This is a genomic window from Paraburkholderia sp. BL25I1N1, from assembly GCF_003002025.1.
Lineage (GTDB): Bacteria > Pseudomonadota > Gammaproteobacteria > Burkholderiales > Burkholderiaceae > Paraburkholderia.
The window spans coordinates 29,084-55,371 of the sequence record NZ_PVZB01000016.1 but is presented as its reverse complement, the minus strand read 5'-3'; the positions used below and the strand labels follow the sequence as shown (position 1 = coordinate 55,371).

Below are 26,288 nucleotides of genomic sequence, written 5' to 3'. Positions count from 1 at the left end.
CCCGAATTTCTAGCCTACGCGGCTCTGCGTACCAACTGATCTGTAGTTGATTCGTTGTGACCTAAACTCTTGAGTATGGTCGACAGAATCCCAAACGAAACACTCGGCGAGACGCTGTTCCCAATCATTCGAAAGCTATGCCACACAGTAGGATGAAAAATGAACCAGTCTGGGAAAGCCTGCATCCGCGCTGCTTCTCGGACTGTAATAACACGAGGTTCGGACGGGTGAAGCGGACGTACAGCTTGGAATGAACCCTTTTCCGACCCGGTACCTGCGCGAATGGTCGGACACTGCCCATCCCAGCTAAGACGGTACGATTTGCTGACCCGATCACTGGTCCCGTTTGGAATCGATCGATATCGATTTGCCACTTCCGCCGTATGTCGGGTTTCGAACATTCCTGACACGGTACCGGATGACAGACGCTCTATTGCATGGGACCAACCTAGACCGTCCGGTGGTGGCTGGCGCAGGCTTTTCGCATATTCCAATACTGAAGAAATAGGGTCGAGCTTGTAATTCGCCCAGCCGAAATCACTCTTGTCGCGGGGATTCCGAGGGACTGGAGCTGGCAGATCGCTAATCGCGTCTCTGACAGTTGCTTTCCTTTCAATCGCAACTTGATCGAAAAGGCGTTGTTCGAGCGTTAGCTCGGTTGGATCGTAACCAACTACAAGGGCTCGACGGCGGTTGGTCGCGGCTCCGAAATCAGCCGCATTTATTACGAATGGACCCAACACGGTGTATTTATGCGATACCGATTCGATTGCGGTCTGCAAGACCCCAATATTTTCCTCATCAAGCAAACCTTCCACGTTCTCCATTACGAAGAATTTGGGCTGCAACAAATTAACGTGGCGGTAAAAATGATGAATAAGCGTATTTCTCGGATCGTCTTTACTGCGCTTTCCAATTCGGCTAAAGCCTTGGCAGGGCGGCCCGCCTATTATTCCATCTGGCCGTTTGTCGCCAATGAGTAAGCTCCAGTCTGCGCGATTGATGCCCGAAACATCAGCCTCGAGAGGCTTGGAAGAAGGGAAGTTCTTTCCAAAGCTGGATTGTAGCGTTGGCTCAATGTCGATCGCTACAAGAGATCGAAATCCGGCCAATTCTGCTCCAAGCGAAAAGCCGCCACAGCCGCAAAACAAATCTATAACGGAAGGCTTCGTTTTATTCATTCGTTATCAATTAGAAAATATGCTTGCAGCATAGGACGCGGCCCGTCCCGCTTATCGCGCAGGAGGGTACCAGAACAAATGTAAAATGTCGACCTTTACGGCGATGGATATCGCCCGATACAGGGCGCAGTCTCGGTAATCTCCGATCGCGGGCTTGGACGACAACTTAGTTTTTTGACTTGCCGAGCTTGAGTATTGTCGGATGGGACACCCCGTATACTTTCGCAACAGAGCGTGCCGTTTCGCCCCCAGCTATCCTCCTTTTGATAGCTTCCTTTTGTTCATCATTCAGCGCCTCTCGACGCCCAAGCTTCTTGCCCTCAGCTTTCGCTCGAGCAAGTCCCGCATGCGTGCGCTCGATAAGCAAATCGCGTTCGAATTGCGACACGGCCGCAAGCACTGTCATATGTAGCTTGCCGGAGGCACTAGTGAGATCGACCCCTTTAAGCGCCAGACAATGGACATGCGCCCCAAGCGCGGCCAACCGCTCGACAGTTGTGAGTACATCGGTGGTGTTGCGTCCTAGTCGGTCCAGCTTGGTCACGATGAGCTTGTCACCCTCGTCTAGCCGATCTAGCAGCTTTGAAAATCCGGGTCGCTCTGCGGCAGGGACGCTTCCCGAGATGGTTTCTTCGACGGTGTGACGCGGCAGGATCGTAAACCCAGCACTGCGTGCTTCCAGCAGTTGATTGTCTGTGGTTTGCTCGGCGGTGGACACGCGTGCATACAGGAACGTTCGGGACATTGCGAACCGCCGGTAATTAAACTTGGTAACCAGGATGCCAGGAAATCAATTGGTTTACAAGCACTTTCTTACCACCCCAAACCGTGCCCGATTAATGGTAATCAACCGAACGTTTTTTTACCGAGCGCTTTAGCATCCGTTTTCTCATGCGAAGCAAATCTGGCGGACAGCTTTGGCATTGCTGTTCAAGTGCGATTGTGGTTTTGGACGAGGAGGTGGGTGATGAAGGTTCGAGCTTGGCCGGCAATTCATTACAACCATCGCGCTTCACTAGGAAATCAGCATTTGGTGGGGCGAGTCCAGCTTACACGCTGGCACGAAGCGTACAGCATGTAAGCTTTATCTACCCAGTCAAGATTCCTCGTCAGCTAGCGCGCGTTCGTCTACGAATCGAACGGCCACGCCCGCCTCTTCCAGCATTTGCAGTCCAACGACAAAGTCGGGACCCCATCTCTCATCCCTTAGATTGGGGCGGAAAGCAATCAACTCAGTGATGCCCGCTTGCACGATCGCTCTTGCGCAGTCGACGCACGGAAACCAAGGGAGATACATCTTGCATCCCTCAAGCGGAACACCGGTCCTTGCCGCGTTGTAGATAGCATTTCTCTCTGCATGCTCGGTCCATTGGTACTTCGCTGGCCGTTCGTGTCTAGCCTCGATCTCATCGACGACTCCACGAGGAAAGCCGTTGTAGCCGACTGATCGAACAATGTTGTGACCATCTACTATGACGCAACCTACCTTTGTGCTTCGATCTTTACTCCAGCCCGCAACATGGCCTGCAAGTCTGAGGAATTTGGCATCCCATTCAGTCATTTGACGTTTCCCCAGTTTCGCGTGATATCCGTTCCAGCATTTCTTCCACTTGCTTGATAGCCAACCTCCATTCTTCCTTCTCTTTCTCGCCAAACGTATTCGCGAATTTTAGTCCAGCTTGCAGAACTGGTAGATAGTCAGCGTACCAAGCTCCCGAGCCAGGGACCCAGTCAGACAACAACGATACTCTTCGAATCTCATTGCGTACTTGCCAGTCATCTATCGTCGGCAGCGCATCCGCAAGTCGCGCAAGATAGTCGGTACGAGTCGCGCGTCCCGCATCGTCAAATGTCAAGCTCAATGACTCCGCGAGGCTTCGTACGGCACCATACCTCACCCACTTGTCTTCCTTCATATTCTGAACAATCTGCAATAGGAATGATCGATCTTCATCGTCAATCGATACCCCGAGAACATGAGCGATGCGCCAACGGGCACCGACGGTCCGGCCAGTGGCGTTATCCGTTGCCAAGAGAGCTTGGTAGACCGCGCGAACAATAACGCACAGTTCGTTCGATAAAGGCGATCTGCGATATACGTTTGCTGCGGTCCACGCAGTGACAGGCTCCGCCCAAAGGAGGCCAAGGTCTTGAGCAGTCACAGGAGTGCATTTGGCATAAAGTTTTTGCCACGAAAACCACGAGTCCGTCTGGTGAGTGCTGGGGCAGTAATTTCGGACAGCACCAACCAGTGCCTCGAGGCCCTGAATGTCGCCGTTCACTCCGAGTGTCTTTCCTATCGCTTTCAGGCTGGAGCGAGCGCGCTTTGCCGTGTGTGCGAATCGATCGAATGCCTTCTCTGCGTTCAAGACATATACAGCGTCTCGAAATTCTGGTGGCACTCCATACTCGCCTCCATGCTTTTTCGTCTCCAAATTTCGGACACAGTCTAGTACTGCACCATAATTCCAATCGTAGACTTGACGGAGCAGTTGGTCGCTCGTGTTGCCAAGAATCTCTGCGGCTAGTTCAATCACTTCGTGAGACGCAGCGTTTAACGTGCAAATATCAAAATTTGCAGGCTGCCATGCGCTTGGCCCCTCGTTTACGAGAGATCGGGCATTCAAAAAGTCGTGAAGCAACTGATGGCGGAACTGAAGCATCTCTTCGTCGCTGCCACGGGACACCAGCACTCCTGAGCTGATCAGGCGCGCCAAAATTCCCTCGGGAAGATGCTGGTGCCTTGCTAATTCCTCCCACGAGGTTTTGCTAAGCGTTGGGCCGGCACCGACGCGAAATGCTTCCCACGCGAGGTGGGCGAGGGACTTGAGCAAGGCCGCATCTATCCCAACATGCCTATTGAAATATTCCTCGAACATCTGTATGCGAGTCCGTTCACCGGTTCCGCCTCCCGCCGACAGTATTGACAGATAGAGATCGAGAAAAAACGGTGATGCCAACAATTGTTGTGTCTGATCGGACAGACCCGTACTGCCTAGGACGGAGAGGACTTCTTCTTTCGGAATCGGGACAATAGTCGCAAGGTCATACACAACCATCATCGATCGGCTACGAACGCGATCAGCGACGATGACCCGAACGGAAGGATTGACGCGGCAAAACTCTTCTATTGCGGCGAAATCGCTGCCATCCGGCGAGGCAGGACGTTCGTTTAAGCCGTCGATAACTAGCAAAATATCTTTTCGGTCTTTGATCTGCTGAGTAAGATTTTGATAGTCAGAATAAGTGCGGAAACGCTCAAAAAAATTTCCGAAATCTTTCGGTACTGTGTCCGACGCTGATTCGAGCTTGCTCCGATTTGTTTCTGAAAGATCAAGGAGGTAAGTGGAAACGTTGTTCGCTCGAGCCGCTCGGATGACTCTTGCGAGAAATGTACTTTTACCCGATCCACCTGGTGCCAAGAGCACTACCGGCGGCTGCGGTTCCCCGACCACTAAATCTTCGGGGAGAAGGTCGGTGTCACGATAAATCCTCTCGTCATCTTCGAGCGTAATGCGCGAGATATCGCTGAACTCGTTCGCTTTGCGCAGCCGTAGTTCAAACTCGACATTACTGAGTGGTTTTTTCGAGAATCGTTCGAGATGTACGAGCAGCCGATCAACGTGAGCGAATGCCGGATCGCTGCGATGCGAAATTCGGCTACTGAGTGCCTCGCTGCTCGACAGGGCCTTGGCGATCAACAAAAGTGGAATCATGTACGCGATCCCGCTGCCAGCCGTGCTTTTCGTATGAGTGGCGGCGATCATGCCAACAACTGTCCCGTCTACAAGAACTGGAGCCCCACTGAATCCTGCCACCGGTAGATCGAGAGGCGCGGCAGTTGCCGCCTGAAGTAATTCGCGTCGCCCGCTGAAAGTGGCTAGTCCGACGACTCCACGCGATGATCGGCCTTGTCTCCGTGAGTCGAGGGGGAACCCGTAGGAAACAAACGATTTTCCCTCGATCCCCGCGTCATCCCAAAGCGCCACCCCTTTTTTATTCGAGCGGCCCGGTACCTCTAAGATCGCGATGTCCCCGCCCAAACCATCATCGCCTTCAATCAGTGGGAGCCAGCCAATGATTTTCCCAGTGAATTTTTGTGACTCAGTGCCCCAAAAAGAGATGACCGAAGTCGGCTCATCTTTCCAGTTATGGTCTCGACCCTGCGCTTCATTTATGACGTGAGCGCACGTTACCACCAAGCAATCAGTGACAAAAAAGCCCACACCGACAGCCGCCGCCTCGTCGTTACGAAACTGCACTAACGAGGCCAAAAGCGTGTCGGAGGTGTTATTCACTGGCTTTCCATTTCATCTTAACCTTAAAGTTCGCTTCGCCTTCGCCTTCGCCTTTGGCGATAATCGCGTCTAACGATGCCGATAGCTTTATTCCGAACTCAACTTCGTACTCTTCGGGTTTCGTCGCGATTGCATCAAAACAGGCTGCGACCTCGTCCAGCACTGGGGCGATTGTTTGCATCGCTTGACTGAACGCAGTCTTCGCCTTGATCCAGGGGGCACCGACACCTGCTGGCGCTTCGCCGCCCTGTATCAGATTTTCGTCAATTTCGACGAGGACGGTGCTACCGTTATCGAGCTTGAATTGGGTGAGTGCCATGCCATCTCCGACGCGTTGTTGGCGAGTGACTGATTATGCCCTCGCCCTTTCAAACAGGGAACAGGAAGTAGGCGGGATGGCTGAAATCCACTAATCTGTACTGTGACGGCTGGCTTGATGTGTTCGTGCGTGTCGTTCGTTACGATGCGTAGACAACCATTGACGCGCGATGTCGTTCGGGAAGTTTTCCGGTAACGCGCCGGTAACGGCGATAGGGAAAAGAAAAAGGGTTACAGGCCGAAGCTTGTAACCCTTTGATTCCTATGGTCGGAGCGAAAGGATTCGAACCTTCGACCCTCTGATCCCAAATCAGATGCGCTACCAGGCTGCGCTACGCTCCGACGAATCCGAGATTCTACGTGGCATTGGGTGCCAGAGTCAATCACGAATTGCACCGGAGCAAAACGGACGGTCGAATGCGCGAGTCGGCGGCGTTATATACGGCCCATCAGCAGCAACACGATCACGATGATCAGCACGACGCCCACGACGCCGGTCGGCCGATAGCCCCAGCCGCTGCTGTACGGCCAGCTTGGCAATGCGCCGATCAGCAGAAGAATGAGCACGATAAGCAGTATGGTTCCAATGGTCATTCGAGTTCTCCCTGTCTGGCCTGAGCCAGTTAGTCTGGTTGGTTCGGCGCATACGCGCCGGGACGCTCGACGCGCAAGCCGCGCGCTTCCTGCACGCCTACGAGCAGCAAGGCATGTGCCTAAAGCAAACTTGGGCTGGATAGGGAAATGGCGGGCGACTGGATGCTTCGGTCGCGACCAGCGACGCGTCAGGAAAAGGGGAGCCAGGAGAAACTTGCGCGGCTACAGTGGACAGCCGTAGGCGTCACCGCGCAAGGAGTCGATGTGCGAGCGCGGACTCGCACGTGAAATACGGCGCATCAATCCTTCAACTACTCGGAATGTGCGCAGGCGCCGTTGGCACCTGCATTTCCGTTCAGTGCCGGCGACGCATCCAATGCGGCATGTGCTGATGAGTCAGCCAATGGTGCACCATGCCTTCGCCATCGTGTTCGCGCCGATAGGTTCTCGATTCGTAGATCGACAACACGAGCAACACGAGCAGACCTATTGCAAGTCCAACCAGACCCGCGATCGTTTCAGCATCCATGGCAGCCTCCTATCAGATGCGACCGTGACTTTATAGTAGGTCACGCGCAACCAAATGGGGGAGGGGTTACGCGGGTCGGCGCGGCGGCGCGGAATGCGCTTTGCGGTTAGACTCCGGGCGCTCGCGCTTGCCCGCTCACCGCGGGTAAGCCGCTCTTTCATTCTGTTTCGAGAGACTCTTTTATGATCCGCGTTTCGATGATTGCGTTGCTGCTGGTCGCCGGCGTTGCCGGTTGTGCGAATGGTCCGTCGGGCCATCACGGCGGCCCGCCGCCCCAAGATCCGGCCGACTACCACGGCGTGCCCACCGACAGCCGTCCGCCCACCATGGTGCCTGCACCGGTCTCGCCCTGAGCAGCGGCTGATAACGGCTCCGGCAACGGTGACGAAAAGCAGAGGCGAAGCACCGGCGCGGGCACGCCGGCGCTTCTGACCCGCGCAGACTGTTCGCGCGGAGAGCGCGGGCTGAAGTCATTCTAGGGCGAGCGTCGCGCGTGACTTGTGTGCGCTTGTTTCAAGCCGTAACCGGGTGCCGCGATGCGAAATGGGCAACCCTGCCGGCTCAAGCCGCCGCGCCCGCCATGCCGCGCACGACGCCCGGCAAATAACGCGCGAGCGTGAGCCCGCGCAGGGCCATGAAAAGGAGCATCGCGGCCCACAAGCCGTGATTGCCGTACAGCGCCAGCAAGGCCCACGACGCCGCCACGAACAGCGCGAACGACACCACCATTGACATCATGAGTTCGCGCGTGCGAGTCGCGCCGATGAACACGCCGTCCAGCAGAAAGCCCCACACGGACACCACTGGCGAGAGCGCGGCCCACGGCAGATACAGTTCGGCGGTGGCGCGCACGGCGGCCTGATCCGTCAGACGTTCGACGATCCACGAGCCCGTGCCCCAGTACACCAGCGAAAACCCCAGCGCGCCAAGCGTGGACCACAACGCCGTCACCTTGATCGCTTGCGTGAACGCGTGCCGGTCGCGCGCGCCGATCGCTGCGCCGACCAGCGCTTCGGCGGCGTGCGCGAAACCGTCGAGTCCGTAGGCCATGAACGTCTGAAAATTGAGCAGCAGCGCGTTGGCCGCGAGCGTGGCATCGCCTTGCTTCGCGCCGAGGTGCGCAAACCAGCCAAACGATGAAAGCAGGCACAAGGTGCGCACGAAGATATCGCGATTGAGCACCACGAGCCGCTTGAGCGCCGCCGCGTCGAACAAGGCGGCGCGGTTCAGCCCAGGCAGGCCGCGCGGCCTGCCGTGCCAGAGCAGGGCGGCGCCGAGCACGAAGCCGAGCGCGTCGGCGGTGGCCGTGGCCGCGCCGATCCCGGCCACGCCCCAGTCGAAGCCGTGCACATACAGGAGCACGGCCACGATGTTCACGCTGTTGATGAACACCTGCGAGAGCAGCGCGAGCCGTACCTGCTGCGTGCCGAGCAGCCAGCCGAGCACGACGTAATTGCCGAGGGCGAGCGGCGCGGCCCAGATGCGCGCGTGACAGTACAGCCGTGCGTTGCGCTGCACCGCGTCGCTGCCGCCGATCACGCGCAGTCCGTAATCGATCAGCGGCATTTGCAGCGCCAGCACCACGGCGCCGATCGCGGCCGCCAGCAACAGCGCGCGGACGACGTTGTTGCGTAGCTCGACGTGGTTATCCGCACCGTGCGATTGCGCGACCAGACCGGTCGTGCCCATGCGCAAAAAGCCGAAGCCCCAGAATACGAAGTTGAAGAACAGGCCGCCGAGCGCCACGCCGCCGAGATACGATGCGCCGTCCAGATGGCCCGCCACAGCGGTGTCGACCGCGCCGAGAATCGGCTGCGTCAGATTGGCGAGAACGATGGGAAACGCCAGCGCCAGCACCCGGCGGTGCCAGTGCACGGGAACAGCGGGTGCCGCTGCCGACGTGTCAGCGTCGCGCGCGGCTTCGCTCAACTGCGTTCCTGCACGCACACCCAGGGGGAGACGACGACGGCCCAGAGATCCGGGTCGCGCTCGGCGAAGTCCGCGGCGGTCTCCGCCTGCACGCGCTCGACGAGCCCGGCGGACAGCCATTGCGTGACCTGCGTGGTGTCGTCGCTGGCGATGGCTTCGGCAACGCTCACCAGATCGAGGTCGCGCGCGACGCGCAGCAGAATGCCGCGCGCAAAGAAGCGTTCGAGTTCGATCCAGCCGATCTTGGCGGTTTCGGCGAGCAACTTGGCGTACAGCGGGCTATGGGTGGCGTCGTTGGAAGTCATCGTAAGGGGGTTCCGGCGGGGCCGTTACTATAAACCATCGGCGCGGGTCGCCAGCGGGGCGCGCGTTCCGGTAGGCTATGGGTCCTGCGAAATTCATTCTGAACCTTCATGTCACTGGATTCAACGGCGCCGGCTGCGGCCGCGCAAGCTCACGTCGTGACCGACGCCGCGCTCACGCGCGCGGAGGTGGAACGGCTCATCGCGGCAAGCCTTGCCGGCAATAAAGCGCCGCTTCATTTCGCGGACTGCGATTTCGAAGGCGTCGACCTGTCGCGTCTCGATCTGCGCGGCGCCGAGTTTCACCGCTGCACGATCGTCGAGACGTCGTTTTTCGGCGCGACGCTCTCGCATACTCGCTGGGTCCGTTGCCGTGGCCGCGAGGCGGATTTCGCGTCGGCCGATCTGGTCGACGCGGCGTTTCAGTCGAGCGATCTCAACAATACCGGCTGGCGACGCGCCAAGCTGGCTTCGGCGTCGTTTCATAGCTGCAAGCTGACCGGCGCCAATTTCGAAGCGTGCACGGCGCTGGGTTTGAGCTTCGTCGAAACGCTGCTGGTCGGCGCGCACCTGCGCGGCCTGTCGTTTCGCAAAGCCACCCTGCAACAACTGGATTTCTCCGATGCCGACCTGGCCGGCGTCGACTTCCGGGAAGCGGTCTTCGACGGCGGCAGCCTGAAGGACGCCCATTTGAAGGGCGCCCGCTTCGACGGCGCGGACCTGCGCGAAGCTGACCTCAGCGGCGTGCGGCTGGTGGACGCCGCACTCTTCAAGGGCGCGACGATCTCGCATGCCCAAGCGGCCGTGCTCGTCACCGAGCTGGGTTTGCGGGTCATGTGAGCGTGCTCTCAAGTTGGCCGAATTTAGCCATTCGGCCTGCTTGAGCGATTGGATACCGATGCTTATCATTCGAATGGTCGAATCAATTAAGCCGGTCCATTTTCACTGCTGTAAATTGTCGGCGGATTTAATCTCTTGATATTTACGCTGTTTGCGAATTGCTATGAAGAAGCCGGCTACTTTGATTAAGTCGGTCAATATCGGATAATAATGCGAAAGAGTGCGGTGGCGCACTAAAGCTACGCAGTACGTAAAGCGTCCGAATCATGCTGGATGGGTTAGCAGAAATCCGCCAGTGGCCTTTCCTCAGGCTTTTTCGGCCGTTTTCGGGCGGATCCCTTGCCGTGCCCGGTTCTGCGGGCAATATCGGGTTTCGAGTCGCGCCCTTTAAAACGTTTCATGTTGAAACGGCGGGCGCATTTAGCCTGTATGATTCCGACTTTTCCCGTTCACATAACGCGGAATCCGTACGCCGCATCACACTGACTGCGAAATTAATATATTGCGCTTGTAAAAGGGGATTGTTAGATTTCGTTCTGGCGCATGGTGAACCGGTCCTTTGCCGATATGCGCCGAACCCCCGTTAGCCCGGCCTCGTGCCGGGCTTTTTTTCTTGCCGCGCTACGTCCGAGTCACCACTGATTCACATGTGCAGTGGATCATGAAAGCTCACATTTCCTTTCACGAGCATGACCGCGCTCATCATTTTTCTCGGCATCTGCCCGCTCGCGCTTGGCGTCCTGGTGGCGTTCGCCGCGCGCATCGATCCGCGCTCAGGACGCTGGCGCCGCCGCTAGCTCGGCTGCGGCGCGCGTGGCGTCGTCGTTATTGCTTGCAGCGAACCACCATCGAGCGGTTCTTTACGTTCGCTCCGAAAATACCGCCCACCGTGCCACCAGCCGTCGCACCGTTGTCGACATCTTTCGAAACGACGTCGTAGCCGTAGTTGCCGCAGACCTGGCCCGCCTGCTTGTAGCACTCGGCCCAGCTCGAACTTGCGTCGCTGCCGCTGCAGTTGATTGCAAAGCCGGTGTCGCCGCTCGGCAGGTAGGTCATGGTGGTGGTGCTGGAGCAGCCGCCGAGGCTGCCGAGCGTCAGCACGCCGAGACCGATCGCCGCGGCCGTCGCGACGGACGCAAATGCGCTCTTCATACAGATTCCTTACAGATAGACGGAGAAAGACGTGACGCGAAGCCACGTCGTGTCCTGATTGAGCGTTTTATAACACGCCGGGTTCCCTCGGCCGCCGTTGCAGAACGCATGCCCGGCAATAGGCGGCGCAGGCGGCGCGACAGCTCGCGGGTGGCACAGCCGGGTTGGGAGCGCCCGCTGGCGGGGAAGCCCATGCCAACCCCCAGCCAGCTTCTAGCGTGGCGGCAGAGCCCGCGACGGATCGATTGAGCGGCCCTGATAGCGCAGTTCGAAGTGCAGCATCACGCGGTCTGTATCGGTGTCGCCCATCTCGGCAATTTTCTCGCCGCGCGTGACCGACTCGCCTTCCTTCACCAGCAGCACGCGGTTGTGGGCATAGGCGGTCAGATACTCGGCGTTGTGTTTGAGAATCAGCAGATTGCCATAGCCGCGCAAGCCGTTGCCGGCGTACACCACCGTGCCGGGCGCCGCAGCGACGACGGGCGTGCCCGCTGCCGACGAGATATCGATGCCCTTCGAACTGCCGCCGTCGAAACGCCGGATGACTGTGCCGTCGGCCGGCCATACCAGCGAGATCGTCGAAGCCGGCGGCGCGGACGGTGCGCTATCGACGGGCGCCGGACGTGGCGTGGCCGGAGCGCTGCCGCTTCCGCTGCTGCGCACCGCGCCACTGGTCGATGCCGCGCCGCCCGGCGGCGCGACGCGCAGCACCTGGCCGACCTCGATGCTGTCCGGATTGGTCAGATTGTTCCAGCGCACGATGCTTTGCACCGATTGCCGACTACTGCGCGCGATCTTCGACAGCGTATCGCCCCGTTCCACCCGATAAAAGCCCGGCCCCACCGGCGCCGACCCGCACGCGGCGAGCAGTGCCACCAACGACGCGCAGGCGAGCCGTTTCATCATTCTTGTTGTGCTAAGCATTGGACCTCGCAAAGCGCTGCCGCGCGCCGATCCCGATCACGCGGCAGGTAGATACAAAGCGCTCGATTCTAACGGTTTTGCGCTGCAGCACGCGAAAAGCGGGCTGCGAGGCAGGAGCGCGCGGCGTAGGCTGCGGCGAAATGCAGCGAAATTTGCCTCAAAGCCGACTACGCCGCGCTGTCTGGAATCCCCGCAATCAACCCAGCCTGGCCACGCTGATGCGCAGCGCGGCGACCTCTGTCTGCCCCGCTTCGAGCCAGCGCAGACCCATGCCGTTGTGAATCGCGTCCGGCAGTCCGAGCCACGGTTCGACACAGTAGAAGTCCGACTCCGGCGCTTCGGTCCACGTGGTCACGGCGTACCAGGGCACCGAGCCCGGCCGTTGCAGGTCGATGGTGATGAGCCGGTCGAGACCTGGCGCGACGAGCCGCACCGGCTGGTCCGGTGTGCCGACGAGGCAATGGAAGCGGTCATGGATGCGCGCCTCGTCGAGCGTATAGCGCGCGTCGCCCGGCTCGGCGGCGCTGATCGAGCCGTCTTCCTGCTGAAAGCACCGTTGCGTGCGCGGCAGCTCGAGCGAGGTCTCGCCACGCTGCGTGTGCGGCAGCGTGAAGTAGAAGTGATGGCCGGCGTAGTAGGGCAGGCGCGTATCGCCGGTATTGGTGGTGGTGAACGTGACGTCGAGCGTATGCGCATCCACGAGGTCGTAGGCGGCCTCGAAACGGAAGCCGAATGGATAGCCGCCGCGGGTCGCCTCGCTGTCGGTGAGGATCATGCGCAGACCGGCGCCGTGCACGTCGGCGTGGGCTTCGAACGGCAAGTCGCGGGCGAAGCCGTGCATCGGCAGTTCGCGCACCGTGCCCGGAGCGTCACGCCAGAAACCGATCTTGCCGTCGACACGATGCCGGCCGAGAAATGGAAACAGCAGCGGATTGCCGCCGCGAATCCGCGCCGGCTGGCTCCAGTCGGCGTGCTCCGGCCAATGGATGACTTCTTCGCCGCCGATCGTCCACGACATCAGTCTGCCGCCGGCTTGCGGCGCGAAACGAAGCACGGAGGCGTCCTGGGCGATCTCGAGAATGTCCTGTTGCGGGGAGAGGGGCATGGTCGATGGATTGATGAGTAAGAGGTTGAAGGCAGATCCAGGATGGCCGGAGGAGGCGCCATCCTGGCGTACGCGCGTCGGAATTTGCCGCGCGGCGCCACGCGAGAGAATGATTTTGCGCTGCTTTCCGCTACGGGGAAACCCTTCTGGGGAAATTGCGGGTGTCGCCGCAAGGCTATCCTTGCCGATAATTCGTCTGACTGCCCGGTAACTTCGACGACCGGGCGAGACTGCCTCAGGAGGCTGTATGGATCTCGCAATGGCAATGGCTGTTACGTTGTTCGGCATGTTCGCGGCAAGCACGGTCTACTTCTTTTACAAGCTCGAACGCTGATCCGGGCAGTCCACGCCTACTGGCTTTGCTCGTCAGACGCGTCGGGCTATTAGACAACGCTTCTTCTACCGTGTACCACGCGGGTCGTTTCACGTCATTTCGCTGATCCCATAGGGCGGCCATTCGCGGCGCCCCTCCTTTTTCCGCGGCGTAACAACGGTTTCGAGTTGTGACGCAACGCACAATATTTCCCCGAATGCGGTTCAAACGCTTGGCGCTGACATTGCAGCCAGGCATAATCGGTGCGCTTTGAGGCGCACGTGGATTCCTTATCCGGCGCGCTTGTCCCCGACATTTTCCTTACAAGGACGCCCCGCGTGAACCTGTCGTTTCTCATTTTCCTGAGCGTGCTGCAAGGCGTCACCGAACTGTTTCCGGTGAGCAGCCTCGGCCATACGCTGCTCGTGCCCGCCCTGTTCGGCATGCATATCGACAAACACGCGCCGCAATTGCTGCCGTTCCTCGTCGCGTTGCATCTCGGCACGGCGCTCGCGCTGCTTTGGTACTTCCGCAAACGCTGGTGCGCGCTGGTGCGCGGTTTCTTCGCGTCGTTCGGCGGCCGTCGCAACGACGACGCGCACATGATGTGGGCGCTCATCATCGGCACCATTCCGGCGGGTCTGGTCGGACTGATTCTGGAAAAGCGGCTCGAACGGCTTTTTCACGATTTGCGGATCGTCGCAATCGCGCTGATCGTCAACGGCGTGCTGTTGTGGTTCGGCGATCGCCTGCAGCGTTCGCGCGCGCATCAGGCGCCGGAGAAGCTGAGTTTCGGTCAGGCGTTTTTCGTCGGTCTTGCGCAGATCGGCGCGTTGATTCCAGGTTTCTCCCGCAGCGGCCTGACGATGATTGCCGGCAACGCTGCTGGCCTCACGGCGGAAAAATCGGCGGAATTCTCGTTCCTTCTCGGCACGCCGATTATTTTCGCGGCGGGCGTGCTCGAGTTGCCGAAGCTGTTCCATGCGCCGGGCCAACTCGCCGATGCGTTGCTCGGTGGTGTATTGACGGCGATCGCGGCCTATCTCAGCGTGCGGTTCCTGATGCGCTATTTCGAAGGCCGCGGACGTCTGGCGTCGTTCGGCGTATATTGCGTGATCGCCGGTATCGTGTTCCTCGGCTGGTTCATGCTCCATCCGCAGACGGTCTGATGGCGTTCACCATGTCCGCTAGCGTGCGCTGGCGGGCAGGGGACGATCGGTTATAATCCGGGCCCGGCTCAGCTTGCCGGGCCTGTTTGTTTGGTGGCCCGTTTCCTGACGTGCGGCGGCCGGTGTGACGCGCAGATTGTCTGCCACGCACGCGCCGGAGTGGATTTCCTGTCTACGGCACGGTCAGTTAGAATTTCGGTATCCCACGAACCCTGTTGCTTGCAGAGCCACAGGTTCCAATACCCGAGAGCAGGATCTCATTGCGGGCGATGCACGTTGTACGCGGCTGCATCGCCTCAGTTCAATACGGCAGTAGCTCAGCTGGATAGAGCATCGGCCTTCTAAGCCGAGGGTGGGGGGTTCGAGTCCCTCCTGCCGTACCAACAAACACAAGCTGTTACCAAGGTAATTCGCGACTTGGCTAGCTGCCAGATTTCTTCGAGTTCTGTCTCGCTCAGCCGTCACTTATCAAGTCAAAGTTCGAGGCTTTTCGGCTACTGTTAGATAGGCCATGCGAGCGGCTGAAGGTGACACGCGTCGCATCACCATTTCTGACCTTATCTCCAGCCATGTTCAATATCCTCCTCGTTCCGCTGGACGGCTCGCCCCAGAGTGTCCACGTCATCGACCTGGTCAGTCGCGTCGCGGCGCCAGGGACGGCTACCGTACACCTTCTGTGCGTTGTCGACCCTTCCTATCTGTTGCCGCCCGGTAGCCAAAGCGATGTCGCGCCCGACGGCCAGACCTACCCGTCCGCATACGCGCAGACATCTTTTGCACAATCCGTGCTGACTGCCGCAGGCGCACAGCTTGCCGACCGGAATCTCACGGTGAAACAGCACCTGTGCGCGGGAAATCGTCCGGCCGACGTCGTCGTCGAACAAGCCCGACTGCTGAACGCGGAGGTCATTGTGATGGGGCATCACCATTTGTCACGGCTGCGCCGCTGGGCGAACCCTTCGACCAGCGGAGAAGTCATCGAACGGTCGCCCTGTGCGGTACTGATCGAAACCCGGGACAAGGGCTAACACAAGGGCTAACACTCGGGCTAACTCATGACGCGCGACAGGCGCTAGCCCATTCGCCCGGCTGCGCCACGCGCGACTGTTACTGCGCCGGTTTCACATCGATCGAGTCGACGCGGTTCGGATAGAAGGCCAGATGTTGCGCGATCTCCTTCACGGCCGCATACGGCGACTCATAAGTCCACACCGCATTGACTGTCTTTTCACCGCCCGACGGAATGCTGTAGTACGCGCAATCGCCCTTGTACGGACAGTAGGTCGCGTGATCGGTGCGCTCCAGCAGCGTCATCTCGACGTCGTTGCGCGGAATGTAATACACCGGCGGATACGACGCTTCGCGCAGCACGAGCGCCTTGAGGGTATCCGCGATCACCTTGCCGGCGACGGTCACGACCACGCGCGCGTTGGACGGCTCGACCGTGATCGGATGATCGGGACCGGGCACCTTGATGGTTCTTTCAGTCATGCTGTTGAACTCCTGAATGTGGGCAAGCCTGCAACGTGTTGCGGAAGGTATCGAGCCGCGATCGACGAGGCAATCGCAACCTGGTTCGAAGCATACGCCGCTCATGAAAACGCGTCGGACCCGGCGTTCACGGCACGGCCATAAAAAAGGGCAGCCGAAGCTGCCCCGTCAAAGTCTCACCCTCGGGCGGACTGTTGCTTAACGCTTAACCTTTTCCGTCCAATCTCGGACAAGTTGCGCCTCTCGCTCACTGCTTGATGTTCAATGCAGCCGTGAGGTCGCCCATCGGCTTGCCACCGTTGCTGACCAGCGCCGCGTCGCGCGCCGCGATACCCGGCAGCGTCGGCAGCGAGAAGCGGTGCGTGATGAAGCGCAGGATCGAGGTGGTGTCGTACTGCGTGTGATCGACGTAACCCTTCTTCGCGTACGGCGAGATGATCAGCGCCGGAATACGCGTGCCCGGACCCCAGCGGTCGGCCTTCGGCGGCGACACGTGATCCCAGAAGCCGCCGTTCTCGTCGTACGTCACGACTACCACCATGTTGTTCCACTGCGGGCTCTTCTGCAGATGCGAGATCACGTCCGCGATGTGCTGGTCGCCCGACGCCACGTCCGTGTAGCCCGGATGTTCGTTCAGGTTGCCCTGCGGCTTGTAGAACGACACTTGCGGCAGCGTGCCGCTGTCGATCGCCTTGATGAACTCGGAGCCGGCCAGGCCGCCGTCGAGCAAATGCTGCGAACGGTTTGCGGTGCCCGGCGCCAGGTCGGCGAAGTAGTTGAACGGCTGGTGATGCGGCTGGAAATTCGGCGCCGTCAGATTCGCGCCGTAAATCACGTTCGACGTGCCGTTTTGCACCGCCGACACCGCAGCGCCCCACGCGCCGCCGTACCATGCCCACGACACCTTCGCGTTGTTCAGCAGATCGCCGATGTGCTGCTGCGACTGCGCCGGCAGGGTGGTGGCCTGGGTCGGATCGGCGAAATTCGTGTCGCCGCCGCTCGCCGGCTTGTTGCCGCTCGGCTGATACGGCGGCTGCATCGTGTTGATCGCGTAGAAGTCAGGCGTGAGGTTGCCCGAATTCACGTATTTGGGCGGACCGCTCAGCGCCGAAGCCGGCGAGTTGGACGCGAGCTTCAGCGTGACACCGTCGCTCTCCACCGACGAGATCGAGCCGGCCGCCACGCTCTTGTCCGCGTTCGGGTAAGTCGGCGTGCACGCGCAGATCAGCCACTGGTGGTTCAGGAACGAGCCGCCGAACGCGCCCATGAAGAAGTTGTCGGCGAGCGTGTACTGCTGGGCGATCTTCCACAACGGCAGCTTGTCGGCGTTGAGCGTGTAGTGGCCCATCACGAGGCCGCCCGAATCCGCCCACGCGGCGAACTTGTCGTTCTTGCCGCCGTTGATCTGCATCTGGTTCTCGTAGAAGCGGTGGTACAGGTCGCGGGTCGTCGCCGTGATCGGCGTGTTGAAACCCTTCGGGTCGTCGATGGCGAACGGGCTGTTCGGCAGATTCGCCGTCATGGCCTGCGTGACCACCGGCGTCACGCCGGTTTGCGTCAAGCCGTTCCACACCTGCGGCAGCGTCGCGAGCACGGTGCCGTTGCGATCCACCTGCGTGGCGCTCGCCGCCGTCACGTTCTGCAGACCGTTGGCGCCCGGGAAGTTGCCGTACAGGTTGTCGAAGCTGCGGTTTTCCGCGTAGATCACCACAACATTCTTGATCGACGTGATGTCCGGTTCGTTGACTTTGTCACCGCCGCACGCATACAGGCTTAGCGCTGCTGCGATCGCGATAGGCGTCGCGCAGATCAGTTTCTTGTTCATTTGATGTGGTTTCTCTCTCTCGCGTTGGGGACGGGCCATCTGAACTCCTTGCACGGATGACCGTGGGCGAAAGTTTGGCAAGGCAATTTGACAGAAAGATGTAACTATTTACGAATTGCTTCTGATTGCAAAATAACGTCGGCTGTATGTCATTTAAACGACATGCAGATGAAATACGCTCGCGGACTTCACCATCGCAAACTCACATCTTTCATATGCGGCCAGGTCTGACGGGGATTCGGAAAATAATGGCTCGGGTCGACGCACGGCGTGACGCCGGGCTCGCAACGACGCGCGTGCGGCAAGCGACGGCGTTCGCCCTGGCGGCCATGACCTTGACGCTTGCCGCCTGCGATGCGGGTGCGCCAGGCACGGCAGCCGCGGCGGGCACCGGTGCAGGCGTAGCGGCTTCGGCCACGCCGGTGGCGGCGTCGGCGGTGCAGGTGGCGGCCCATGAAGCGGGCCAGTCCCGCGCCCAGGTCTACGAATCCGTGCGGCAGATGACGGCGCTCGGCAAGCAACTATTCTTCGACGCGTCACTCTCCGGTTCGGGCAAGCTCGCTTGCGCGTCGTGTCACAGTCCGGACCATGGGTTCTCGCCGGCCAATGCGTTGTCGGTGCAACTGGGCGGCAGCGACATGCACCGCACCGGCATGCGCGCCGCGCCGACGCTGAAGTATCTGCAGTCGGTGCCGGCGTTCGCCGAGCACTATCACGAGTCGGATGACGAAGGCGACGAAAGCGTGGATGCCGGACCCACCGGCGGCCTGACCTGGGATGGCCGCGTCGACCGGGGCGGCGACCAGGCGCGCATTCCGCTGCTGTCGTCGTTCGAAATGGGCAGCACGCCGGCCAAGGTCACCGCGGCCGTCAAGGCCGCGCCATACGCGGACGCGTTCCGCGCGGCATTCGGCGCACACATTTTCGATAGCGACGACGCCACCTTCAAAGCGGTGCTGCAAGCGCTCGAAACCTTCGAGCAGACGCCGGAAACCTTCTATCCGTACACCAGCAAGTACGACGCGTATCTGGCGGGCAAAGCGCAGTTGACGCAAGCCGAACTGCGTGGCCTGCAACTCTTCAACGACGAGAAAAAAGGCAATTGCGCGAGCTGCCACATCAGCCAGCGCACCCTGGACGGCGCGCCGCCGCAGTTCAGCGACTTTGGTCTGATCGCGATCGGCGTGCCGCGCAATCGCGCGCTGTCCGTGAATCGCGATCCGCGTTTCTACGACCTCGGCGCTTGCGGCCCGGAGCGCACCGATCTGAAGGGGCGTGCCGAGTTTTGCGGCATCTTCCGCACGCCGACGCTGCGCAATGTGGCGTTGAAGAAGAGCTTTTTCCACAACGGCATCTACCATTCGCTTGATCAGGTGGTGCGTTTCTATGCCGAGCGCGACACGAACCCGGAGAAGTTCTATCCGGTGACGAAAGGCAAAGTGCGGAAATTCGACGATCTGCCTCAGCAGTACTGGGCCAATCTGAATACCGATCCACCGTTCGACCGCAAGCCGGGTGACAAGCCGGCGCTCGACGAGGCTGAAATCAAGGACGTGGTCGCGTTCCTGAATACGCTGACAGACGGATATAAGGCGGGAAGCGGGGCGGCCGATTCAGTGGCCGCGAAGTGAGGCGGGTGACACGATGACGGCTGGCTTAGCCGGTCGCGAGGGTCGAGATTAATTGCCGGCGCTCGCCAGCATGTAATAGCAACCGGCGAGCAGCAACGCGAAGGACAGCAACAGGCAGGCGATGCCGACGCGCGTCAGCAGATTGGGCCAGCGGGCGCGAGGCAGCGCGTCCATCCGCACGGCGCGCCGCGCAAGTCCGGGATCGTGGCCAATCGCAACCGGCGCGAGCGCGGCGCACAGCAGCGCAAGCGCGATAGCGATGGTTTTGAGGACGGAGAGGGTGTGCATGGTGAGGCCTCTTCAGATTCGGATTGGCGCGGAGGCGCAACCGATCAATCTTAAGAAAGCGTCCTGGTGGCAGGAATGGGAGCTGTCCTAAAATTAGGGGCGCTCACTGGGCCGGCGGCGCGCGCTCCCCGGAAATGAGGCACGTCCTGTGCGAGGCTGGCGCTCGTTTTATCCGCTTCGGCAGGCGGTCGTTTCTCGCGGTCCGTTCGAGGGGGACATGCTATGCTTTTGGGGTCCAGATCACGAGACGCCATGCGCGCTCGAGACCGCCGAACACTTCCGAGGAGAACCCTTCATGTCGATGCGAACCCGCGTCCTGTCTCAACTGACCGCCAGCAGCCTGTTGCTGGGTGCTGCGATCGGCGCGCAAGCGGCAAATCTTGGCTTTCTGAACGACACGCCGATCAGCTACATGAAGCAACGCGACATCGACTCCGTCAAAAAGGCGGTGTTCGCCGCATTGAACGACAAGCAGGACGGCGAAACCGCGAACTGGGTCAACGAAGGCACGGGCAATAGCGTGAAGATCGACGCCGCGATCACGATGGCCAGCACGGCCAAAGAGGGCGATCGCACCTGCCGCGACCTCGGCGTCGTGCTGAGCGCCAAGGGACAATCCATGAACCTGCGCCCGCAGTTCTGCAAGCAGGGCAGCGGCACCTGGCAATTGCAGAAAAAGCACTGAGCGTGCAGGCCTTGATGGCGGCGCGCGCCGCCTGGCAGCCGACGCGGCCCGAGGCCACGCGCGTGCGTGTCGATGAATCCGCGCGTTTGTCTGAGATGGTGCGGCGATGAGCACACGGATTATTTCGTGCGGCATCGTTTTGCTCGACCCGGACGGCCGCGTGCTGCTTGCGCACGCCACCGAAACGTCGCACTGGGACATTCCGAAAGGACACGGCGAAGAAGGCGAGGCGCCGCATGTCACGGCGCTGCGCGAGATGGTCGAGGAGACCGGTATCGCCATAGTGCCCGAACGTCTGAAAGATCTCGGCCTGTTCGTTTATCGGCGCGACAAGGATCTGCATCTGTTCGGCGCGCGTGCCACCGTCGACGAACTCGATCTGAGCGTGTGCACCTGCACCTCGCTCTTTCCGCGCCGCTCGGACGGCACGCTGATTCCCGAAATGGATGCCTACCGCTGGGCCGCGCCCGACGAAGTGGACAAGTACGCGAGCCGCAGTCTCGCGCGGCTCTTTCAGACCACGCTGTCGCTCGCGGAACTGCATCGGTCGCTATAGCGGCGAGGCCGTGGCCGCGTGACGCTTCAGTCGAGCGCGCGGTCGTTTGGATGCGCGAACAGCGCGCGATTCTGCTCCGACAGCGGAAAATTCAGATTGATGCCGCGCGGCGGAATGGGTTGCGTGAACCACTGTTTGTACAGACGCTCCGCTTCGCCGGATGTCTGGCCGCGAGCGATCACGCCGTTGATGAGAGCGCGGAACGGCTCGTCGCCCTTGCGGAACATGCACGCGTAGACTTCGTAGCCCAGCGGCGTGCCGGTCACCACGAAGTCGTCGGGACGCGGATCGGTCGATTTGAATCCGTACACGATCGGCTCGTCCATCACGAAGGCCACGGCGCGGCCGTCCTTGAGCGCGTTGAAGGCCTCGGAATGGTCGCGCGCGCTGGTGATGCGCATGTTCAGGAGCTTGTCGGTGTTCAGGCGGCGTAGCAGGCGTTCATCCGAGGTGCCCGCGGTTGTCACGACCGCTTTGCCGGCCAGATCCTGAAAATCCGTGATGCCGGCGTTCTTGCGCGCGATCATGCGCACCGCGTACTGGAAAAAACTGTTCGAGAACGCGGCCACGTTTTCGCGTTCCACCGTGTGGGTGGTCGAGCCGCATTCCAGATCGATCTGGTTGTTCAGCAACATCGGCGTGCGGTTCGACGAGGTCACCGTGATCTCGTGCACCTTCAGCTGCGGCATGCCAAGTGTCTTCTTGATCTCCTCGACGATCTGCAGCGCGATGGTCTGCGAGTAGCCGACCGTGCCCTTGCCGTCGAAGTAAGAGAAAGGAATCGAAGCTTCACGCACGCCGAGCACGACCACGCCGTCGTCGTGGATTTTTCTCAGCGTGCCGGTGAGTTCATCCGCCTCAGCAGCGCAACTGAGCGACGCCGCGCCGAAGGTGATCAGCGCCAAGAGCGCGCAACCCGCGCCATGGGCGAAACGCGCGGCGTATGCCGTGTGCCCCGTCGTGTGCCGGGTACGGGCCCCGCGACGGCCTGCAACTTTCATCGGACCTCCCGGACTGGCGTGTGCGGATGCCGCGCCGTCGCCGTCGATGGAAACATGGTGCAACAAAACGGCGTGCATCTTTCGATCAAGACGCACGCCGTAACCAACCTCAGATGCGCGGTAAAGGGTGCGTTCCAGCTTACGCCGGCTTGCCCCAACTGTCGCGCAGACTGACGATGCGATTGAATACGGGCTTACCCGGCTTCGAATCGACGCGGTCGGCGACGAAATAGCCGTGACGCTCGAATTGATAGCGTTGTTCCGGCAGCGCTTCGCGCGCGCCCGGCTCAAGGTAGGCGTTGACCACGCGCTTCGAATCCGGATTCAGCGCTTCGAGGAAATCGCGGCCGCCGGCGTCCGGTTGCGGTTCCTTGAAGAGGCGGTCGTAGATGCGCACTTCGGCCGGGCACGCGGCTGCCGCGCTGACCCAGTGGATGTTGCCCTTGACCTTGTAGTTGTTCGCGCCTTCGGTGCCCGACTTGCTGTCCGGGAAGTAGTTGCAATGGACCGCGACGATGTTGCCGTTCTCGTCTTTATCCGCACCGACGCATTCGATCACGTAGCCGTAACGCAGACGCACCTTGTTGCCCGGGAACAGGCGGAAGTAGCCCTTCGGCGGCGTTTCGTTGTAGTCGTCGCGTTCGATCCACAGTTCGCGCGAAATCGGAAACTCGCGCACGCCCATTTCCGGATGATGCGGATGAACCGGCGCATTGCACGGCTCGCTCACGCCTTCGGGGAAGTTGTCGATGATCAGCTTGACCGGATCGAGCACGGCGGCGGTACGCGGCGCCTTCTCATCCAGATCGTCGCGCAGCGCGCCTTCGAACACGCTCATGTCGATCCACGAATCGACCTTGGTCACGCCGATGCGCTCGCAGAACAACTGGATCGCTTCCGGTGTGAAGCCGCGCCGGCGCACGCCGACGATGGTCGGCATACGCGGATCGTCCCAGCCGTCCACATGGCCCTCGGTCACGAGTTGCAGCAGCTTGCGCTTGCTGGTGATCGCGTAGGTCAGATTGAGTCGCGAGAACTCGATTTGTTGCGGCAGCGGGCGCGTGAAAATGCCGGCTTCGGCGAGCTCGTTCAGAATCCAGTCGTACAGCGGACGATGGTCCTCGAACTCCAGCGTGCACAGCGAATGCGTGATGTTTTCCAGCGCGTCCGAGATGCAGTGCGTGTAGTCGTACATCGGGTACACGCACCACTTGTCGCCGGTACGGTAGTGATGAGCGAAACGAATCCGGTAGATCACCGGATCGCGCATGTTGAAGTTCGGCGACGCCATGTCGATTTTCGCGCGCAGCACGTGCTCGCCTTCCTGGAACTCGCCGGCCTTCATGCGACGGAACAGGTCGAGATTCTCCTCCACCGAACGCTCGCGGAAGCGCGACGGCGTGCCGACTTCGGTAGCCGAGCCGCGGTTCGCGCGCATTTCTTCGGCCGACTGGCTGTCCACGTACGCCTTGCCGCGCTCGATCAGCAGTTCGGCGAATTCGTACAGCTTGTCGTAGTAGTCGCTCGCGTAGTAGAGCTCGGACTTGCCGTCTTTCTCCCACTCGAAGCCGAGCCAGCGCACGGCGTCGATGATCGAGTCGACATATTCGACGCTTTCCTTTTCCGGATTGGTGTCGTCGAAGCGCAGATGGCACACGCCGCCGTAGCTGCGCGCCACGCCGAAATTCAGGCAGATGCTCTTGGCGTGACCGATATGCAGATAGCCGTTCGGCTCGGGCGGGAAGCGCGTTTCGACGCGCTGGCCCCACTTGCCGGTGCGGTTGTCGTCGTCAATGATATTGCGGATGAAATTGGATGCCGCTGGCGCGTCGTTGCGTTCGGTATTCATGCGAGAAGGTGAGAGTCTGTCGGGGGCGCGCAATGCGTCCTCTTATCCGACAATTCTACCTGACGAGCCCCGTTGCGGCAGGCGAGTGCGGCGCGCAGCCAACGTTTGAGCCATTTTGACGGTGATTGAAGGGCCAGGCCGGCGCTGTAACAGGAGGTAAAACGTTTTGTTCACGCGAGCGGCGCCGACTTAGGATGCGAGCGGCGCGGGTTCGCCCACGCTGGCTGCGCGGGTTGTCCGCGTCAGTGTGCTGGCGTCGCAATGGGCCGTATGCGCCCGCTTTCGGCCCGTTGCATCGGGCAGCCTTTCGTGCGGCGTGAGTCCGCGGGCGGGCGACCAGCGCGCATCGAGAGGTGCATTAGCAGGGGTGCATTAGCCGCCTCGCCGCGCCTCAAAGCCCGCCCCCGATTTTTCCCGGGGCAGTGCAGCTTGCCCACAACGCGCAGCGCGCGCGCTCGTCGCAGCGATCCTCGCAGGCCGCACCGCCCCTTGTCGCCTTGCACGAATTCCTGCCGTTCGTGCACCATGGCGCCCTCAGTTGCCGGAGTTTCTCGGATGTCTGTCCCGACGCACGGCGCGCCTCGCGCGCCTTTCACTTTTCTTTCCCTGACCCGGATCCTGACCGTGTCGGCCGTGCTCGCCTCCTTCGCGGGCGGCACGGTCGCGCTGGCGAAAACGCCGCCGCCCAAGGCCGTGTTCGACGCATCGGCGGTGGCCGTGCCGGACCGCTATAGCGCGGACACGGCGCAGCAGATCTTTGCCGTCGGCGGCAACGCGGTGGATGCCGCTGTCGCCGTCGCCTTCACCCTGGCCGTGACCGCGCCGGATGCGGGCAACCTCGGCGGCGGCGGGTTCATGACGGTGTTCATGGACGGCAAGCCGTATTTCCTCGACTATCGCGAGAGCGCGCCGCGACAGGCGACCCGCGACATGTATCTCGACGACAAGGGCAATCTGCTGCCGGGCATGAGCGCCGTGGGCCATCGCGCGGTGGCCGTGCCGGGCACCGTCGAGGGCATGTGGGAAGTACACCAGCGCTTCGGCAAACTGAAGTGGAAGCAAGTGCTGGCGCCCGCGATCCGCTACGCCACCGACGGTTTCCAGGTCGAACCGTGGTTGCAGCAACGCCACGACGCAGCCGCGAGTAATTTTGCCGGCAAGACCAATTTCGATGCCTACTTCTCCAGTCTCAAGGCGGGCGCGACATACCGCCAGCCTGAACTGGCGCAGACGTTGTCGCGCATTGCAAGCGACGGCGGGCGCGAATTCTACGAAGGCCGCACCGGCGATCTGATCGCCCAGCAGATGTACGGCCACGGTCTGGTCACGAAACAGGATCTGCTTCAGTACAAGGCCGTGTGGCGTCAGCCGCTTACCGCCGACTGGAACGGCTACCAGGTTGTCACCGCGCCGCCGCCGAGTTCGGGCGGCGTGGGTCTGATCCAGATGCTGAAGATGAAGGCCGACCTGAAGCAGGCGTTCGACGGCCTCGAACTGAATTCCGTGCCGTACATCCATCTGATCGCGCAGATCGAGGACCGCGTGTTCGCCGATCGCCAGCAATACCTGGGCGATCCGGATGCATACAAGGTGCCGAGCGCCAAACTGTTCGACGACGCCTACCTCGCGCAGCGCGCCGACGAAGTCAAACCCGACGAAGTGCCGGGCGCGACGCCGGTCAAGCCGGGACTCGGCGACGCTGTTCCGGAGAAGGCGCAAACCACACATTTCTCGGTGGTCGACAAGTGGGGCAACGCCGTGTCGAACACTTACACGCTGAACGGGGACTTCGGTTCGGGCGTGGTGGTGGACGGCGCCGGCTTTCTGCTGAACGACGCCATGGACGACTTCGTGACCAAACCCGCCGGCGCGAACAGTGCCGAACTGAACACCGTGGCGCCGGGACGCCGTCCGCTGTCGTCGATGACGCCGACCATTCTGCTGAAGGACAACAAGGTGTCGCTCGTGATCGGCACGCCCGGCGGTTCGCGCATCCTGACGTCGATTTTCCAGGTGATGACCGACCTGTACGACTTCAACATGTCGCCCACCGACGCGCTCGCCGCCATGCGTTTTCACCACCAGTTGCTGCCGCAGAAGACGATCTATTTCGAGCCGTATCGTCCCATCACGGGTGAGTTGGCCGAGCAGTTGCAGGCCAAGGGCTACACGCTCGAAGGGCAGTCGTTCAATGGCGACGTCCAGATGATCCGCATCGAGGGCACGACTCCCGTGCCGGCGGCGGATCCGCGCGGCGTGGGCGTGGGGCGCGTAATGCATTGACGCGGCGATGCGGGCTTGCGCCGGC

25 protein-coding genes and 2 tRNA genes are annotated in these 26,288 nt (G+C 60.8%); 9 read left to right on the top strand and 18 right to left on the bottom strand.

Annotated features, from left to right (window positions below; all coding sequences use genetic code 11):
• Positions 1–14: 14 nt before the first annotated feature.
• The 8 genes from B0G73_RS23780 to B0G73_RS40625 all read right to left on the bottom strand — a co-directional run bounded on the left by B0G73_RS23780 (position 15) and on the right by B0G73_RS40625 (position 6,920).
• A complete protein-coding gene (locus B0G73_RS23780; RefSeq protein WP_106283702.1) occupies positions 15–1,181 on the bottom strand; it encodes a DNA cytosine methyltransferase in 1,167 nt (388 codons plus the stop codon).
• 166 nt (positions 1,182–1,347) lie between these two features.
• Positions 1,348–1,926: a recombinase family protein gene (locus B0G73_RS23775; RefSeq protein WP_106283701.1), complete on the bottom strand. Its 579-nt coding sequence runs from the start codon at positions 1,924–1,926 to the stop codon at positions 1,348–1,350.
• Between the two features lie 351 nt (positions 1,927–2,277).
• Complete coding sequence (locus B0G73_RS23770; protein WP_106283700.1) at positions 2,278–2,742, bottom strand: cytidine/deoxycytidylate deaminase family protein; 465 nt, start codon at positions 2,740–2,742, stop codon at positions 2,278–2,280.
• Positions 2,735–5,479, bottom strand: coding sequence for a trypsin-like peptidase domain-containing protein (locus B0G73_RS23765; protein ID WP_106283699.1), 2,745 nt, complete (start codon positions 5,477–5,479; stop codon positions 2,735–2,737). Before B0G73_RS23765 ends, B0G73_RS23770 begins: the two co-directional genes overlap by 8 nt.
• Complete coding sequence (locus tag B0G73_RS23760) at positions 5,472–5,798, bottom strand: CU044_2847 family protein (RefSeq protein WP_106283698.1); 327 nt, start codon at positions 5,796–5,798, stop codon at positions 5,472–5,474. The genes B0G73_RS23765 and B0G73_RS23760 overlap by 8 nt, the downstream gene beginning before the upstream one ends.
• 264 nt (positions 5,799–6,062) lie before the next feature.
• A tRNA-Pro gene (locus B0G73_RS23755) sits at positions 6,063–6,139 on the bottom strand.
• Between the two features lie 93 nt (positions 6,140–6,232).
• Positions 6,233–6,391 (bottom strand): DUF3309 family protein, encoded by a 159-nt coding sequence (locus tag B0G73_RS23750; RefSeq protein ID WP_106283697.1) that lies wholly within the window; start codon positions 6,389–6,391, stop codon positions 6,233–6,235.
• Between the two features lie 355 nt (positions 6,392–6,746).
• Positions 6,747–6,920, bottom strand: coding sequence for a hypothetical protein (locus tag B0G73_RS40625; RefSeq protein WP_166679042.1), 174 nt, complete (start codon positions 6,918–6,920; stop codon positions 6,747–6,749).
• A 182-nt stretch (positions 6,921–7,102) separates the two neighbouring features.
• Between B0G73_RS40625 and B0G73_RS40620 the strand changes: the two genes are divergently transcribed.
• The gene (locus B0G73_RS40620; protein ID WP_181196632.1) at positions 7,103–7,273 is read left to right on the top strand and encodes a hypothetical protein; all 171 of its coding nucleotides are present in this window, start codon (positions 7,103–7,105) and stop codon (positions 7,271–7,273) included.
• Positions 7,274–7,481: 208 nt separating this feature from the next.
• Here B0G73_RS40620 and B0G73_RS23745 read toward each other — a convergent pair whose 3' ends face one another.
• The gene (locus B0G73_RS23745) at positions 7,482–8,849 is read right to left on the bottom strand and encodes an MATE family efflux transporter (RefSeq protein WP_106283696.1); all 1,368 of its coding nucleotides are present in this window, start codon (positions 8,847–8,849) and stop codon (positions 7,482–7,484) included.
• Positions 8,846–9,154 carry a DUF2288 domain-containing protein gene (locus B0G73_RS23740; protein ID WP_106283695.1) on the bottom strand — a complete coding sequence of 103 codons (309 nt, stop codon included), beginning with the start codon at positions 9,152–9,154 and terminating at the stop codon, positions 8,846–8,848. The genes B0G73_RS23745 and B0G73_RS23740 overlap by 4 nt, the downstream gene beginning before the upstream one ends.
• A 108-nt stretch (positions 9,155–9,262) precedes the next feature.
• On the opposite strand from B0G73_RS23740, the gene B0G73_RS23735 reads away from it, so the two are divergent.
• Positions 9,263–9,991, top strand: coding sequence for a pentapeptide repeat-containing protein (locus B0G73_RS23735; RefSeq protein WP_106283694.1), 729 nt, complete (start codon positions 9,263–9,265; stop codon positions 9,989–9,991).
• A gap of 825 nt (positions 9,992–10,816) precedes the next feature.
• Here B0G73_RS23735 and B0G73_RS23730 read toward each other — a convergent pair.
• From B0G73_RS23730 to B0G73_RS23720, 3 genes are all read right to left on the bottom strand, one after another.
• Positions 10,817–11,143, bottom strand: a complete 327-nt coding sequence (locus B0G73_RS23730) for a hypothetical protein (RefSeq protein WP_106283693.1) — start codon at positions 11,141–11,143, stop codon at positions 10,817–10,819.
• Positions 11,144–11,356: 213 nt separating this feature from the next.
• Positions 11,357–12,067, bottom strand: coding sequence for a peptidoglycan DD-metalloendopeptidase family protein (locus tag B0G73_RS23725; RefSeq protein WP_106283692.1), 711 nt, complete (start codon positions 12,065–12,067; stop codon positions 11,357–11,359).
• A gap of 196 nt (positions 12,068–12,263) precedes the next feature.
• Positions 12,264–13,172: an aldose epimerase gene (locus B0G73_RS23720; protein WP_106283691.1), complete on the bottom strand. Its 909-nt coding sequence runs from the start codon at positions 13,170–13,172 to the stop codon at positions 12,264–12,266.
• Positions 13,173–13,823: 651 nt separating this feature from the next.
• On the opposite strand from B0G73_RS23720, the gene B0G73_RS23715 reads away from it, so the two are divergent.
• From B0G73_RS23715 to B0G73_RS23705, 3 genes are all read left to right on the top strand, one after another.
• Positions 13,824–14,654, top strand: a complete 831-nt coding sequence (locus B0G73_RS23715) for an undecaprenyl-diphosphate phosphatase (protein ID WP_106283690.1) — start codon at positions 13,824–13,826, stop codon at positions 14,652–14,654.
• Between the two features lie 306 nt (positions 14,655–14,960).
• A tRNA-Arg gene (locus tag B0G73_RS23710) sits at positions 14,961–15,037 on the top strand.
• A gap of 186 nt (positions 15,038–15,223) precedes the next feature.
• Positions 15,224–15,682, top strand: coding sequence for a universal stress protein (locus tag B0G73_RS23705; protein WP_106283689.1), 459 nt, complete (start codon positions 15,224–15,226; stop codon positions 15,680–15,682).
• Positions 15,683–15,761: 79 nt separating this feature from the next.
• On the opposite strand, the gene B0G73_RS23700 is transcribed toward B0G73_RS23705, so the two are convergent.
• Positions 15,762–16,145, bottom strand: coding sequence for a DUF427 domain-containing protein (locus tag B0G73_RS23700; protein ID WP_106283688.1), 384 nt, complete (start codon positions 16,143–16,145; stop codon positions 15,762–15,764).
• A 247-nt stretch (positions 16,146–16,392) separates the two neighbouring features.
• Complete coding sequence (locus B0G73_RS23695; protein ID WP_106283687.1) at positions 16,393–17,970, bottom strand: acid phosphatase; 1,578 nt, start codon at positions 17,968–17,970, stop codon at positions 16,393–16,395.
• Between the two features lie 248 nt (positions 17,971–18,218).
• Between B0G73_RS23695 and B0G73_RS23690 the strand changes: the two genes are divergently transcribed.
• The gene (locus B0G73_RS23690) at positions 18,219–19,601 is read left to right on the top strand and encodes a cytochrome-c peroxidase (RefSeq protein ID WP_181196631.1); all 1,383 of its coding nucleotides are present in this window, start codon (positions 18,219–18,221) and stop codon (positions 19,599–19,601) included.
• Positions 19,602–19,649: 48 nt separating this feature from the next.
• On the opposite strand, the gene B0G73_RS23685 is transcribed toward B0G73_RS23690, so the two are convergent.
• A complete protein-coding gene (locus tag B0G73_RS23685; RefSeq protein WP_106283686.1) occupies positions 19,650–19,889 on the bottom strand; it encodes a hypothetical protein in 240 nt (79 codons plus the stop codon).
• Positions 19,890–20,184: 295 nt separating this feature from the next.
• Here B0G73_RS23685 and B0G73_RS23680 point away from each other — a divergent pair, with 295 nt between their 5' ends.
• Positions 20,185–20,574 (top strand): RT0821/Lpp0805 family surface protein, encoded by a 390-nt coding sequence (locus B0G73_RS23680; protein ID WP_106283685.1) that lies wholly within the window; start codon positions 20,185–20,187, stop codon positions 20,572–20,574.
• A 106-nt stretch (positions 20,575–20,680) separates the two neighbouring features.
• Positions 20,681–21,130, top strand: a complete 450-nt coding sequence (locus B0G73_RS23675; RefSeq protein ID WP_106283684.1) for an NUDIX hydrolase — start codon at positions 20,681–20,683, stop codon at positions 21,128–21,130.
• Between the two features lie 26 nt (positions 21,131–21,156).
• On the opposite strand, the gene B0G73_RS23670 is transcribed toward B0G73_RS23675, so the two are convergent.
• Positions 21,157–22,131, bottom strand: a complete 975-nt coding sequence (locus B0G73_RS23670; protein WP_106283824.1) for a transporter substrate-binding domain-containing protein — start codon at positions 22,129–22,131, stop codon at positions 21,157–21,159.
• A 139-nt stretch (positions 22,132–22,270) separates the two neighbouring features.
• The gene (locus B0G73_RS23665; RefSeq protein WP_106283683.1) at positions 22,271–23,980 is read right to left on the bottom strand and encodes a glutamine--tRNA ligase/YqeY domain fusion protein; all 1,710 of its coding nucleotides are present in this window, start codon (positions 23,978–23,980) and stop codon (positions 22,271–22,273) included.
• Positions 23,981–24,535: 555 nt separating this feature from the next.
• Between B0G73_RS23665 and ggt the strand changes: the two genes are divergently transcribed.
• Positions 24,536–26,263, top strand: coding sequence for a gamma-glutamyltransferase (ggt, locus tag B0G73_RS23660; RefSeq protein WP_106283682.1), 1,728 nt, complete (start codon positions 24,536–24,538; stop codon positions 26,261–26,263).
• The last annotated feature ends 25 nt before the right edge of the window (positions 26,264–26,288 follow it).